At 60.5% G+C, this 12,572-nt stretch carries 10 protein-coding genes; 4 read left to right on the top strand and 6 right to left on the bottom strand.

Translation table 11 applies throughout. The features are described from left to right. The first annotated feature begins 11 nt into the window (after window positions 1-11). On the top strand, window positions 12-1,358 hold the full coding sequence (locus AACY30_RS04255) for an amidohydrolase (RefSeq protein ID WP_339539825.1): 1,347 nt from the start codon (window positions 12-14) through the stop codon (window positions 1,356-1,358). Window positions 1,359-1,469: 111 nt separating this feature from the next. Here AACY30_RS04255 and AACY30_RS04250 read toward each other — a convergent pair whose 3' ends face one another. The 5 genes from AACY30_RS04250 to AACY30_RS04230 all read right to left on the bottom strand — a co-directional run bounded on the left by AACY30_RS04250 (window position 1,470) and on the right by AACY30_RS04230 (window position 6,240). Next, window positions 1,470-1,694 (bottom strand): MbtH family protein, encoded by a 225-nt coding sequence (locus tag AACY30_RS04250; protein ID WP_339468194.1) that lies wholly within the window; start codon window positions 1,692-1,694, stop codon window positions 1,470-1,472. Between the two features lie 82 nt (window positions 1,695-1,776). Further along, window positions 1,777-3,171 (bottom strand): aspartate aminotransferase family protein, encoded by a 1,395-nt coding sequence (locus AACY30_RS04245; protein ID WP_339468192.1) that lies wholly within the window; start codon window positions 3,169-3,171, stop codon window positions 1,777-1,779. Window positions 3,172-3,348: 177 nt separating this feature from the next. After that, window positions 3,349-4,116, bottom strand: a complete 768-nt coding sequence (locus AACY30_RS04240; RefSeq protein ID WP_339416549.1) for an N-acetylmuramoyl-L-alanine amidase — start codon at window positions 4,114-4,116, stop codon at window positions 3,349-3,351. Window positions 4,117-4,240: 124 nt separating this feature from the next. Beyond that, complete coding sequence (locus AACY30_RS04235) at window positions 4,241-5,563, bottom strand: ATP-binding protein (RefSeq protein ID WP_339539823.1); 1,323 nt, start codon at window positions 5,561-5,563, stop codon at window positions 4,241-4,243. Next, the gene (locus AACY30_RS04230; RefSeq protein ID WP_339416552.1) at window positions 5,560-6,240 is read right to left on the bottom strand and encodes a response regulator; all 681 of its coding nucleotides are present in this window, start codon (window positions 6,238-6,240) and stop codon (window positions 5,560-5,562) included. The genes AACY30_RS04235 and AACY30_RS04230 overlap by 4 nt, the downstream gene beginning before the upstream one ends. A 161-nt stretch (window positions 6,241-6,401) precedes the next feature. On the opposite strand from AACY30_RS04230, the gene dsbD reads away from it, so the two are divergent. The 3 genes from dsbD to dsbG are packed head-to-tail and all read left to right on the top strand — an operon-like array spanning window position 6,402 to window position 9,717. Then, window positions 6,402-8,129: a protein-disulfide reductase DsbD gene (gene dsbD, locus AACY30_RS04225; RefSeq protein ID WP_339539821.1), complete on the top strand. Its 1,728-nt coding sequence runs from the start codon at window positions 6,402-6,404 to the stop codon at window positions 8,127-8,129. Then, window positions 8,129-8,980 (top strand): TlpA disulfide reductase family protein, encoded by an 852-nt coding sequence (locus tag AACY30_RS04220; RefSeq protein WP_339416555.1) that lies wholly within the window; start codon window positions 8,129-8,131, stop codon window positions 8,978-8,980. Before dsbD ends, AACY30_RS04220 begins: the two co-directional genes overlap by 1 nt. Further along, the gene (gene dsbG, locus AACY30_RS04215; protein ID WP_339539818.1) at window positions 8,956-9,717 is read left to right on the top strand and encodes a thiol:disulfide interchange protein DsbG; all 762 of its coding nucleotides are present in this window, start codon (window positions 8,956-8,958) and stop codon (window positions 9,715-9,717) included. The genes AACY30_RS04220 and dsbG overlap by 25 nt, the downstream gene beginning before the upstream one ends. Window positions 9,718-9,789: 72 nt before the next feature. Here the strand turns inward: dsbG and AACY30_RS04210 are convergent, their stop codons facing one another. Further along, a complete protein-coding gene (locus tag AACY30_RS04210; RefSeq protein WP_339539816.1) occupies window positions 9,790-12,510 on the bottom strand; it encodes a hypothetical protein in 2,721 nt (906 codons plus the stop codon). Window positions 12,511-12,572 lie beyond the last annotated feature (62 nt).

Raw genomic sequence — 12,572 nt, 5'->3', positions numbered from 1 at the left:
GAGAGGTCCTTATGCGTTTAACCGGTCTGACACACCCATGGGTCTTCGGCATGCTTTGCGGGGTCGCCAGCAGTGCGGTGATTGCCGCCAGCAGCGGCCAGGACAGTGCCCGGGAGGAAATCGCCGCGCAGGCAAAAATCCTTGAGCCGGCGCTGCTGGAAACCCGCCGCGACATTCACGCCCACCCTGAATTGGGCAATACCGAAACCCGCACGGCCGAGCGGGTCGCCAAGCAGCTGCGCGACCTCGGCCTCGAGGTGAAAACCGGCGTAGCACGCACCGGCGTTGTTGCCGTGCTCAAAGGTGCCCTGCCCGGCCCGACCGTCGCCCTGCGCGCCGACATGGACGCGCTGCCCGTCAAGGAAGTCGCCGACCTGCCCTTCGCCTCGAAAGCCAAGGGCACCTACCTGGGCAAGGAAGTCGACGTGATGCACGCCTGCGGTCACGACGCCCACGTCGCCATTCTGCTGAGCACTGCGAAGATCCTGACCGGCATGCGCGAGCGCCTGCCCGGCACTGTGGTGTTCTACTTCCAACCGGCCGAGGAAGGCCCGAGTGATTTCATCCCCGACGGCAAAAACACCTGGGGCGCCAAAATGATGGTGCAGGAAGGCGTGATGAAGGCGCCCAAGCCGGACGCGGTGTTTGGCCTGCATGTGTGGGCAGGCGTGCCCGCCGGCCGGATTGCGTACCGCCCGGGACCGACCCTGGCAAGCTCCGATGACTTGCGCATCAAAATCCTCGGCAAGCAAACCCACGCGGGTCGCCCTTGGGATGGCATTGACCCGATTACCGTGGGTGCGCAGACCATTGTCGGCCTGCAAACCGTGGTCAGCCGCCGCACCGACATCTCGTCGTTTCCGTCGGTGGTGAGCATTGGCACCATCAATGGCGGCACGCGCTATAACATCATTCCTGAGTCGGTAGACATGACCGGGACCATTCGCTCCTACGACTACGGCATCCGTCAGAAGCTGCACGCGGACGTGCGCCAGACCGTGGAAAAAATCGCCGAAAGCGGCGGTGCCAAGGCCGAGGTCACCATCATCGAGAAGTACGACCCCACCCTCAACAACCCGGCACTGACCGAGAAAATGCTGCCAAGCCTGCGCTGGGCGGCCCAGGATGACGTGGTGCTGGGGCCGTTGGTGGGCGGCGCGGAAGACTTCTCGTTTTATGCCAAGGAGGCGCCGGGGCTGTTTGTGTTCCTGGGGGTGACGCCGCGGGATCAGGACATGAGCAAGGCTGCGCCGAACCACAATCCGGGGTTCTTTGTGGATGAGTCGGCGTTGGTGGTGGGGGTGAGGACGTTGGCGTCGTTGGCGACGGATTACTTGTACGGCAACCAGGCACTCTAGGGCTTTTTGTGGGGCCGGGCTTGCTCGCGAATGCGGTGGAACAGTCACACTATAGTTGACTGACACTGCGCATTCGCGAGCACGCCCGCTCCCATATTGGGTCACGGTGTATCAGTTGGTCAGCGTGGCACCCTCCATTTTCTGACGCAGGCTCAGCGGGCGCATGTCGGTCCAGACGTCTTCGATGTAGGCCAGGCACTCTTTCTTCATGCCGCTCTTACCTACCGTCCGCCAGCCTTCCGGCACGGCTTTGTAGTCGGGCCAGATGGAGTACTGTTCTTCATGGTTGACCACTACCTGAAACAGGATGTCGTCGCGGTCAAATACTGAGGTCATTGCTGTTCTCCATCGCTAAAAGGCTGGCTGCGCACTGCGCGCAGCACTGATATCTATAGAAACGTATCAAGTTGCAAAAAAATTAGAGGCTGGCGACCGCCGCCGCCAACGCGCGACCGAAGATATCCGCCACCCGATCAACTTCCGCGGCAGTGATCACCAGCGGCGGCAGGAAACGCACGACGCTGCCGTGTCGACCGCCCAGTTCCAGGATCAGCCCGCGCTTGAGGCATTCGCGCTGCACCAGCGGCGCCAGTTGGCGATGCACGGGTGGATGGCCTTGGATATCCAGTGCGCCATTCGGCTCAACCAGTTCGACGCCGAGCATCAGCCCGCGACCGCGAATATCCCCCAGGTGCGGGAAGTCGCGCTGCAGGATGCGCAGGTGTTCGCCCAGGCGCTCGCCCATAGCCGCTGCGTGGCCGGCCACGTCGTGGTCCTTGAGGTAGCGCATCACCGCCGATCCCGCCGCCATCGCCAGCTGATTGCCACGGAACGTACCGGCATGCGCGCCCGGCAGCCAGGTGTCGAGCCAGTCGCGATAGACCACCACCGCCAGCGGCAGGCTGCCGCCGATGGCCTTGGACATCACCACCACATCCGGGATGATGCCGGCGTGCTCGAAGGCGAACATCTTGCCGGTGCGACCGAAACCGCTCTGGATTTCATCCACGATCAACGCCACACCCGCTTGCTCGGTGATGCGACGCAGGCCGCGCAGCCAGTCCAGATCAGCCGGAATCACCCCGCCCTCGCCTTGCACCACCTCGACAATCACCGCCGCTGGCAGCAACACACCAGCCTCTGGGTCATTCAGCAGGTTTTCCAGGTAATGCAGGTTGACCCGCACGCCTTCCGCGCCACCCAGGCCGAACGGGCAACGGTAGTCGTAGGGGTACGGTAGAAATTGCACGCCGTTGCCCAGCAAAGCGCCCAAAGGTTTCTTCGGCCCCAGGCTGCCCATCAGGCTCAAGGCGCCCTGGCTCATGCCGTGGTAACCGCCCTGGAAGGACAATACAGTGCTGCGACCGGTGGCGGTGCGCACCAGTTTCAACGCGGCTTCCACGGCATCGGTGCCGGTAGGGCCACAGAACTGGATCTTCGCTTCCCGCGCCAGCGCTGGCGGCAACAGGCCGAACAAGTCCTGCACGAACTGGTCTTTGACCGGCGTCGTCAGGTCCAGTGTGTGCAGCGGCAGCTCATCGGCCAGCACTCGCTGGATAGCTTCGATCACCACCGGGTGGTTGTGCCCCAGCGCCAGGGTGCCGGCGCCCGCCAGGCAATCGATGAAACTGCGGCCTTCCACGTCTTCCACGTAAATGCCCTTGGCGCGTTTGAGCGCCAGGGGAATGCGCCGTGGGTAGCTGCGGGCGTTGGACTCCTGCTGACGCTGGCGGGCGAGCAGCGGGGTTTCGTCGAACTGGTAGAGCGTTTCATGTACCTGGGCGTCTTCGATACGGCTGGTAGCGACTGACATTTCTCGATCCCTCAATACGCTGATGGTGGTGACCAAACTGCCGATCCGCTGGCGTCTGGCCCCGAGGGAGCGTGCGAACGGATTTACTGTTCTGGAAACGCACCAGCGCCGACGGGATTTAGGGCCGGCGATCGTTAACTGATGCATGAAAAACCAAATATGGGAGCGCGCTCGGAATCAGAGGCCGCGGTATTTTTCATTCAGCGCATACAAAATCGCGCAGGTCTCGCCATCCAGAAACCCACAACAATCCCGCGCCCTGAAGTGCATCTGAAACGCCCGCGTCCGCTGTTGAAACCCCTGCCGGTTCTTCGCAGGAGCGTACCCGAATCGCTGAAATGCCCGCTCCACCTCGGCTTCCCGTGGCAATCCGGCACAAAAGCGGCGCTGATACATCGCCCGCGTCGCTTCATCAAACCAGGCCCCCAGCCCCGCTTCATGCAGGCGCTGCCACGGCAGCCGGGGCCCGGGGTCACTCTTGCGCGCGTACGCCACATCCGAATGCCCGAGGATGTCCGTGGGCCCAACCTGTGGGTAACGCCCGAGAATGTCGCGCACTAACGCAATCAACATCTCAATTTGTTCCTCACCGTACTCAGGGAACGTGAACACGCCGCCGTCATCGCGCGCCAGGTTGACGATCTCGATGCCAATCGAGCGGCTATTGAGGTTGTCGCGCCCTGCCCAATGGCTGGCCCCGGCATGCCAGGCGCGCTTGTCTTCCTCCACCAAGCGCAAGACACGCAACTCTTCATAGCCAGCCGCGCGGTAGCTGGGATCGTTTGGGTCGGGCAGCAGATAGTGCGCACTCACCCCATCCTGGGTGAGGGTGCGCAGGGAGGAGCCAAAAGGCGCCGCGGTGTAATGCAGGATGACCTGCCCCACAGGCTCGCCGTTGCGTTCGTTAAAGCCCGTAGCAGGAAAACTGGTATCGATGACCAACATAAGAACCGTCCTTTTCAATAAAGGCTGAGTCGTTCAGCCCGTTCAAGCGCAAAAAAATTACCGCCATCCTGAAGACTTGAGCGTCAGGAGGGCGGTAACTATTTGGCACGTGAAAGAAAAGTGGTCAGCGCCGCAGCGGCATGCCCAGGTCGACGCGCAGGCCATCCGGTTGGCTGTCGAATTTCAAGGAACAGGAACACCGCTGCACAATGGCTTGCACGATCGCCAGCCCCAAGCCGCAGCCTTCGCTGCTGCCATTGCGCCAGAAGCGTTGGGTCAGGTATTGCAGGTCATCGGCGCAAATCTGCGTGCCGTGGTCACGCACGCGGAACACCACGTTGTCGGTGTCGGTGAATACACTGAGTTCCACCCGCGTATCCGCCGGCGTGTGACGCAAGGCGTTGTCCAGCAGATTGCGCAGGGCTGCGACTGCCAGGCCCACGGGCATTTCCACCGGGGTGGCGCAAAGATTGTCCGGCAGGATCAGGTCAATGCGCGAATTGTCGCCGGCATTCGCATCCTGGATCGCCAGGCGTGCCACTTCTTCGGCGCTGGACTGCAGCCCATCGTCGAATGACAGGCTGCCTTCCACGCGCGCCAGCAACAGCAACTGCTCCAGGGTGCGATGCAAACGGTCGGCGCCCGCCTCGGCATGGGCCAGGGACTGATCGCGGGCCGCGCCGTCGGTCATGCGCGCCACTTGCAGGTGGGTCTTGATCGCCGTCAATGGGCTGCGCAGTTCGTGGGCGGCGTCACCAGTGAGGCGGCGTTCGCGCTCGATGGTCTTGGCGATACGCAGCAACAGTTGATTCTGAGTGTCGAGCAGCGGTTTGAGTTCGCTGGGCAATGGGTGGATCTGCAGCGGCTCGAGAGAGTCGGCGCTGCGCCGCATCAAGGCGTCACGCATGCGGTTGAGCGGCAGCAGGCTCTGGCCGATGCCCAGCCACAACAAGCACAGGCAGCCGAGCATCGCCACACCCACCGGCACCGAAGCGGCCAGCAGGATCGACAGGTTCAGCGCCTCACGTTCCACTTGGCGGTCGGCGGTGGTGATCAACAGGTCGCCACGGGACAGGGTAAAACTGCGCCAGTTGACGCCCTCGATCACCTGGTCACGAAAACCACTCTGGCGCGATTCCAGCCCTTCATCCGGCGTGGCGTGGCTACGCGCCAGTACTTCACCGCGCAAGGAGCTGACCTGGCACGCCATGCCCCCCGGAACATTCAATTGCGCCCCATGGAAATGCGCGTCGCCACCCACACTGGCGAGGCCCGGCATCTGCTCGGTCAGCCCCGCCACCATGCGCGCCGACGCCACCAGGCGTTGGTCGAGGGAGAACATCATCTGGTTGCGCAGATCACTGAGCATCCAGGCCGCCGCCAGGGCCCAGATCAGCACAAAAGCGGCGCCCAGCTTGAACGTCAGTCGCAGGCGCAGGCTTTTCACGACGCGTCCTCGCCCCCGTCAGCCGAGCCCAGGCGATAGCCGAGGCCGCGCACGGTCTCGACAATGCCATTGCCCAATTTTCGCCGCAGGTGGTGGATGTGCACGTTGAGCGCGTTGCTTTCCAGCTCATCGCTGAAGCCGTAGACGCTGTCCTTGAGTTGCTCACTGGAAAGCACACGGCCTTTGTTATGCAGCAGGGCTTGCAGCAACGCCTGTTCACGGCGTGACAGGTCCACTGGCTGGCCACCCAGGAAAGTTTCGCGGCTGCTCGGATCGTAGGCCAGGCGACCGTGCTCAATCAGGTTGACGCTGCGACCCGCCATGCGCCGCAGCAGAGTCTGCAGGCGCGCGGCAAGTTCGCGCAGGTCGAAGGGTTTGAGCAGGTAGTCGTCGGCGCCGGCTTGGAGGCCGTCGACGCGGTTGGTCACCGAGTCCCGTGCGGTCAGGATCAGTACCGGGATTTCCAGGCCCTGGCTGCGTAGTTGTTGCAGCAGCTTGAGGCCATCTTCGTCCGGCAGGCCGAGGTCGAGCACCATGATGTCGAATGTCGCCGCCTTGAGCATGGCGCGCGCCGCGCCAGCCGAGGCCACGCGCTCGACGGTAAAACCCTGGGCGGTCAGGCCGGCCACGATGCCGCTGGCGATCAGTTCGTCGTCTTCACAGACCAGTACGTGCATGGTGAACCCTTCATGAAAGATGGGGGGATTAGAAGTCCAGCGGATTAAGCGCAGATTATGCCGCTAAATGATCCACACTCCCTCTAGAATAGCCCCGGTTAATCATCGGTTAATCAACGCCACACATTGTGTGCCTACTTGCATCGAACTAAGGCTTGACCATGCGGCATCTGTTTACCTTTCTGCTGGTGTTGTTCGCAGGGTTTGCCCAGGCCGCGCCAGGCAACCCGTTTGAGACCAAACCCGATTTCCTTCCGGTGGGCAAAGCCTTCACCTTTACCTCCGAACGTCTTGAAAGTGGCGAGACCCAGTTGTATTGGCAGATTGCCGACGGTTATTACCTATACAAGCAGCGCATGAAGTTCGATGGCCTGACTGAAAAGCCCGCGCTGCCGCAAGGCGAGGCCCATAGCGATGAATTCTTCGGTGACCAAGAGGTGTATCGCCAAGGCCTTGAAGTGAAGATCCCGGCCGGCGCAACCGGCCAGATCAAGCTCGGCTGGCAGGGCTGTGCCGATGCGGGCCTGTGCTATCCGCCGCAGTCGATCACCGTGGACCTTGGCGGCAACCCGGCCGTCGCAGCGACTGCTGAAGCTCAGGACCAAAGCCTGGCCAGTGGCCTGCAACAACGCAGCCTGGGTTGGAGCCTGTTGCTGTTCTTCGGCCTAGGCCTGTTGCTGGCGTTTGCCCCCTGTTCGCTGCCGATGCTGCCGATCCTCGCTGGTCTGGTCGTCGGCAGTGGCGCCAGCCCGCGTCGCGGTTTTGCCTTGGCCAGCAGCTATGTGGTGTGCATGGCGCTGGTGTATGCCGCACTGGGCGTACTGGCCGCGCTGCTCGGCAGCAATCTAGCCGCGCTGTTGCAAACCCCGTGGATCCTCGGCAGCTTCGCCGCCTTGTTCGTCATCCTTGCCCTGCCGATGTTCGGCTTCTTTGAACTGCAACTGCCCGCCTTCCTGCGCGACCGCCTGGACAACGTCAGCCGCCAGCAAAGCGGTGGCAGCCTGGTCGGCGCCGGGGTGCTCGGCGCACTGTCAGGCCTGCTGGTGGGCCCATGCATGACCGCGCCGCTGGCCGGTGCCCTGCTCTACATCGCCCAGAGCGGCAATGCGCTGCACGGTGGCCTGATCCTGTTCGCCATGGGCATCGGCATCGGCATCCCACTGTTGTTGCTGGTCACAGTGGGTAATCGCTTCCTGCCCAAGCCGGGCACCTGGATGAACGTGCTCAAGGGGGTCTTCGGGTTCCTGTTCCTCGGCACCGCCGTGCTGATGCTGCGTCCAGTGGTTGGCGAAAGCCTGTGGATCGGCCTGTGGGGCGCACTCGCGCTGGTGATGGCTTACTGCGGCTGGACGCTGGCCCGCGAATACGGCCTCGCGGCCAAGGTGTTTGGTGCCGGTTCCCTGGTGCTGGGCCTGTGGGGCGCCGTGCTGATCGTCGGTGCAGCCGGCGGCAGCGATGACCTGTGGCAACCGCTGAAAGTCTACTGCGGCTCGCAGACCGTCGCTGCACCGACCGCCCACGACGCGTTCATGACCATCAAAGAACCCGCCGTGCTGCAAAGCCAACTCGACAGCGCCAAGGCACAGGGCCAATGGGTGCTGGTGGACTACTACGCCGACTGGTGCGTGTCGTGCAAGATCATGGAAAAACAGGTCTTCGGCAAACCCGACGTCATGGACGCCCTGAAAGACGTGCGCCTATTGCGCCTCGACGTTACCGCCGACAACGCCGCCAGCCGCGCGCTGCTCGGCCGCTACAAAATACCTGGCCCACCGAGCTTCGTGTGGATCGGTCCGGACGGCGAAGAACGCCGCGCGCAACGCATCACCGGCGAAGTCGATGCCGCCACCTTCCTGCAACGCTGGACGCACACCCGGGACGCCCTTTGATGCTGACCCTGACCATCGGCACCTTCGCCATCGCCCTGAATCACTTGCTGCTGATCAGCGCGCTGATTCTCGCCACTCTGGTGGGCTGGCGCGTGGCCAAGCGTGGCGGTGAAAACCCGGAATCGGTGCTGTTCAGCCTGTTCCTGCTGGCGATGCTGGTCGCTCGCGTCACCTTTGTACTGATGTACTGGAGTGATTACCGCCACGACCCGTTGCAGATGGTCGACCTGCGCGACGGCGGTTTCCTCGCCTGGCCCGGCGTGATCGCTCTGGTACTCGGCGCCCTGGCCTACGGCTGGCGGCGCCCGGCCCTGCGCAAGCCATTGAGTGCTGGCGTGATCACCGGCCTGGTGTTCTGGGGCGTGACCAGTTTATCCCTGAACCTCTACGACAAAGGCTCGCAACTGCCGGACATCACCCTGCGCAATGCCAACGGCGACGTGGTGCAACTGGCCGACTACAAGGGCGGCCCGCTGGTGATCAACCTGTGGGCCACCTGGTGCCCGCCGTGCCGTCGCGAAATGCCGGTATTGGAACGCGCCCAACACCACCGTCCCGACGTGACCTTCCTGTTCGTCAACCAGGCCGAAAGCATGCAAAGCGTCAGCACCTACCTCGCGACACAGGGCCTGACCCTCGACAACGTGCTGTTCGACGCCAGCGGCCGCCTCGGCCAGGCCGTGGGCTCGATGGCCTTGCCCACCACCTTGTTCTACCAAGCCGACGGACGCCTGATCAACAGCCACTTGGGTGAACTGTCCCAAGCCAGCCTGGCCCGCGCCATGGAACCCTTCGACTTCGCTCCCGCTGCCACAAGGAAACCAACATGCCACGCCTCCGCCACCTGCTGACCCTGCTGCCGCTGACGCTCGCCGCCGCCCTGGCGCAGGCCGAAGACTGGCCGGCGCCGATCAAACAGATCGAGGCCAAGGGCGCCAAGATCCTCGGCAAATTCGACGCCCCCAGCGGCCTCACCGGCTACGCCGCGCAGTACCAGAACCGTGGCATGGCGTTGTACCTGACCGCTGACGGCAAAAGTGTGATCGCCGGCAACCTGTACGACGCCCAAGGCAACGACCTGAGCACCGCGCCCCTGGAAGAGCTGGTGTACGCACCGATGGCCAAGGAAGTCTGGGCCAAGATGGAAAAAAGCAGTTGGATCCAGGACGGCGACGTCAACGCGCCACGCACGGTCTACCTGTTCAGCGACCCCAACTGCCCGTACTGCAACATGTTCTGGGAACAGGCACGCCCATGGGTAAAAGCCGGCAAAGTGCAGTTGCGCCACATCATGGTCGGCATTATCCGCGAAGACAGCCCAGGCAAATCCGCCGCGCTGTTCGCCGCCAAAGACCCGCAAAAAGCCTTGGAAGAACATGAAGGCGCCGGCAAAGGCAGCAAGTTGCAGGCACTGGACAAGATCCCAGCCAATATCGAGGCCAAGCTTGATGCCAATATGAAGTTGATGGAGGAGCTGGAGTTATCGGCGACGCCGGCGATTTTCTATCTGGATGACAAGGGGGGGTTGCAGCAGCAGCAAGGGGCGCCTTCGCCAGATAAACTGGCGAAGATCATGGGGCCTAAGTAGTTCACTCAATACGGACCTGATAAGGCCTCCAAGAATCGGAGGCCTTATGTTTGTTTAGCTTGACAAACCTTATCAAACCTCCTGAACGGTTATTCCGGTTACATCAAAATCGTTACCCGGCCCCATCCCCATCTGGAGATTATCGAGGTTCAGACGCGCGCTTGTTGAGCTGGCGATGAACACACCTTTGAGCAGTTGCCAAGTAATGCCAGGCAACGTTCGTGGCGTAACTTCCACACCTTGGGCTACCAGCACTAGATTTGGCTTATTCGGCACCCCACTGTTATCACGAACATACGCCGAGAACTCGTACTTATGCCCAATTTCCAGTGTTGTGAAGTCCTTGAACAACTTCACACGCTGGGTGTTAACGTTGCTTGTGTTGGTATAGCCCCAGTCAAACAAAAAGTATCCGGACGATGATCCAGGAATAGGCCCTCTATTAAGCGCAAGGTCTCTCGAGTCCGTAGCCCCCGGCCCTTTTACCCAGCCATTCCAGCCGCGGTCGGCTGGATTGAAACTGGTGTGGTCATAGAACGCTACGCGCACGTTCAACACCCGCGAAGGACATACCACATTCGCAGTCGAGCTACCGTCGGTTGCTACGCTGAAAGTAAAGCGCGAGTCGGCTTTATCTTTTGACCTATCCAAATCGGATCGCAGTACCGGAGCCGCAACACCTGCTGTCACCTCTGCCACGGTAATGGTTCGGGCCGCGTACACATTGAACGCGTAAGGATTGCCGTTTTTATCCGTCCCGGCTGCCTGCAGCCAGCACTTCTGCCCTGCCCGCAAGAACCACATCGGATCTTCGAGAGCACTGGCATTCCCAATAAATGTTCTCAGGTCCAGAACGGCATTCTGAGTCCTGGGCGGCGTCGCCTCCAGCACGTTTGGCGTTTCCAGTCGCACAGGCAAACTGATGTTTAAGTTCAAGGGCGGTGAGGTCTGCACCTTGCAGGCGGTGGTGACGATGGAAATGATCTCCACTACTTTACCCATGCTCTCGATCACGGCTTCCGGTGGCAGAGGAAAGATGACCGGCCCCGAAACACTGCCGGATTGGGATGCCAACGGCCAGCAAGTACCATCAGGCTTTTTCCAGCAGACGCTGATGGTGTGCTTGGGGTTATTGCCGACATAATTTACTTCAACCTGTACGCCATTGCGCCCGTTGTAAGCGGTCAATTGGTCAAGCACCGCTTCCCTCACGGTGGGTTCGATCAGCACCAAGGGCTCCTGCTCGATTTTGAAGGTTTGAACAGGGAATGCGTGCGCGCTCGCCACATCACATTTGTCACAAAAACTCGCCGCAAAGTGCAGGTCGAATTCGCTGCAATCCGCCAGATTTTGCAGCTCAACCCTGAGGATGGGGGCATCAACGCCCTTAGCCTTCCAAGCGTCTGTAACAGGCGCATCCATCAAAATATCAAAACGCAAAGCACTGCCGTCTTCACGCTCACCCGTAATCCACATCCAACAACATTTCGCACACTCGGCATAGGCCCAGACAGGCGTAAAACCAATCGCGTCCATTGGGAATGTATTGAGATCCACGACGTCGCCCGTTGCCTGTTCGACCTCAGCGTGAGGAAATTGGGGCAGCGACACATTAATCACTCGCTCAGGTGATTGTTGTGATCCATTGCTGTTGGGGAATTGCACGGTGTAGGTCAGCGTCATCGCCTTGTTAAAAAAGCAGGCAATGACACAGGGCGATAGCTCGATGGTTGCCAAGTCCCCGTCGTTTGCAATTGTCACGCATCCAAGTGGCTTACTCGCATAACCCAGCCCGCTCACATAAAAACAGATTTGGTCGTCTGCATAGGTGTCCAAGCCGGGAGTGTCCACGTTCCCTCCCTGCTTGGTGAGTTCCGGGTTAAGGCACCAGTCTTCGTTGAAAAATGCGGACTGCCGCAGATGCGCAGGCTGAAGATCAAGGCCTTGATCCCCAATGAAAGCAGCCGTGCGGCGATGTTGGATTTGAAGGGCATTTCTCGGAAGACGGGTCTCTTCATCAGGATTAGTAACGTCAGCTGGAGGCTGGGCCGTTTCGCCACTCGTGATGTAGGCGCATTGCAGGGTCATTGACTCATAGAGCGGTATTTGTCGCGCCAGCCAAGTACGTCTAACAGCGTGAGTGAGTTCGCCCGAAGCTATATCCTCAGCTGTTAACGCATATCCATCAGCCACTGTATAGAAAACGGGCTTTCCACTGAATTGCTGAGTCACAAGGGTGCAGTAAAATCTATCATTTACTTGGGCAAGATAAGGAATCTCCGTCTTGACGATGCCGTCCCCTTTGAAATCGTGCATGTCAATGACAGGTGAGTTTTGATAGATTTTTTCGTGAAGAAAATAAGGTGCGTACTTTTTACTTTCGTTGGCTTGGTAAAACTCGATCAAGACTTCTTTGTTCAAAGAAGCGGCTACCTGCCCTTGCACTTTCCCGGTATACGAAATGACGAGCGTTTTCCCCATTGCCGCCGTCATGTAACGCAGTGGAATTTCAGTTTCGTCGGCGCCAGACTCACCGCCTGAATACACAATATCCTCGAACGCCAGCCCAGGTGTTTCCTTGGTGCGGAAGCTGGCGATAATGGGTTCATCCTTGTCCATTCGTGAATCAAATGTCAGGTATGAACCCACCATGCGAGAGGTCGCAACCGTTCCGTTCTGCTCACTGGAAACTAACGGACTGTCTACTTCAAGAGCTTTGGGTTTTGGTCGCTTGGGTGTTGGCGCTCTGATAACGTTAGAGGGTGCGTTCGACGCCGGGACTTTCTTAGCCATGGTAAGAACTCCTTGTTCCAGGGGCTGTTCCCTTGGCTCGATCTGAAGCCAAGGGTCTCCCT

Origin of the sequence: Pseudomonas sp. RA_5y_Pfl1_P24 (genome assembly GCF_963970945.1) — a bacterium.
Classification (GTDB): Bacteria; Pseudomonadota; Gammaproteobacteria; order Pseudomonadales; family Pseudomonadaceae; genus Aquipseudomonas; species Aquipseudomonas tritici.
Note: the sequence above shows the minus strand (reverse complement) of the source record. Positions and strands in the feature narration are given on the sequence as shown.

What these genes read in the sequence shown, in the direction of transcription:
- AACY30_RS04255 (WP_339539825.1), top strand. Translation starts at nt 12, where the DNA reads ATGCGTTTAACCGGTCTGACACACCCATGGGTCTTCGGCATGCTTTGC.
- AACY30_RS04250 (WP_339468194.1), bottom strand. Translation starts at nt 1,694, where the DNA reads ATGACCTCAGTATTTGACCGCGACGACATCCTGTTTCAGGTAGTGGTC.
- AACY30_RS04245 (WP_339468192.1), bottom strand. Translation starts at nt 3,171, where the DNA reads ATGTCAGTCGCTACCAGCCGTATCGAAGACGCCCAGGTACATGAAACG.
- AACY30_RS04240 (WP_339416549.1), bottom strand. Translation starts at nt 4,116, where the DNA reads ATGTTGGTCATCGATACCAGTTTTCCTGCTACGGGCTTTAACGAACGC.
- AACY30_RS04230 (WP_339416552.1), bottom strand. Translation starts at nt 6,240, where the DNA reads ATGCACGTACTGGTCTGTGAAGACGACGAACTGATCGCCAGCGGCATC.
- dsbD (WP_339539821.1), top strand. Translation starts at nt 6,402, where the DNA reads ATGCGGCATCTGTTTACCTTTCTGCTGGTGTTGTTCGCAGGGTTTGCC.
- AACY30_RS04220 (WP_339416555.1), top strand. Translation starts at nt 8,129, where the DNA reads ATGCTGACCCTGACCATCGGCACCTTCGCCATCGCCCTGAATCACTTG.
- dsbG (WP_339539818.1), top strand. Translation starts at nt 8,956, where the DNA reads ATGCCACGCCTCCGCCACCTGCTGACCCTGCTGCCGCTGACGCTCGCC.
- AACY30_RS04210 (WP_339539816.1), bottom strand. Translation starts at nt 12,510, where the DNA reads ATGGCTAAGAAAGTCCCGGCGTCGAACGCACCCTCTAACGTTATCAGA.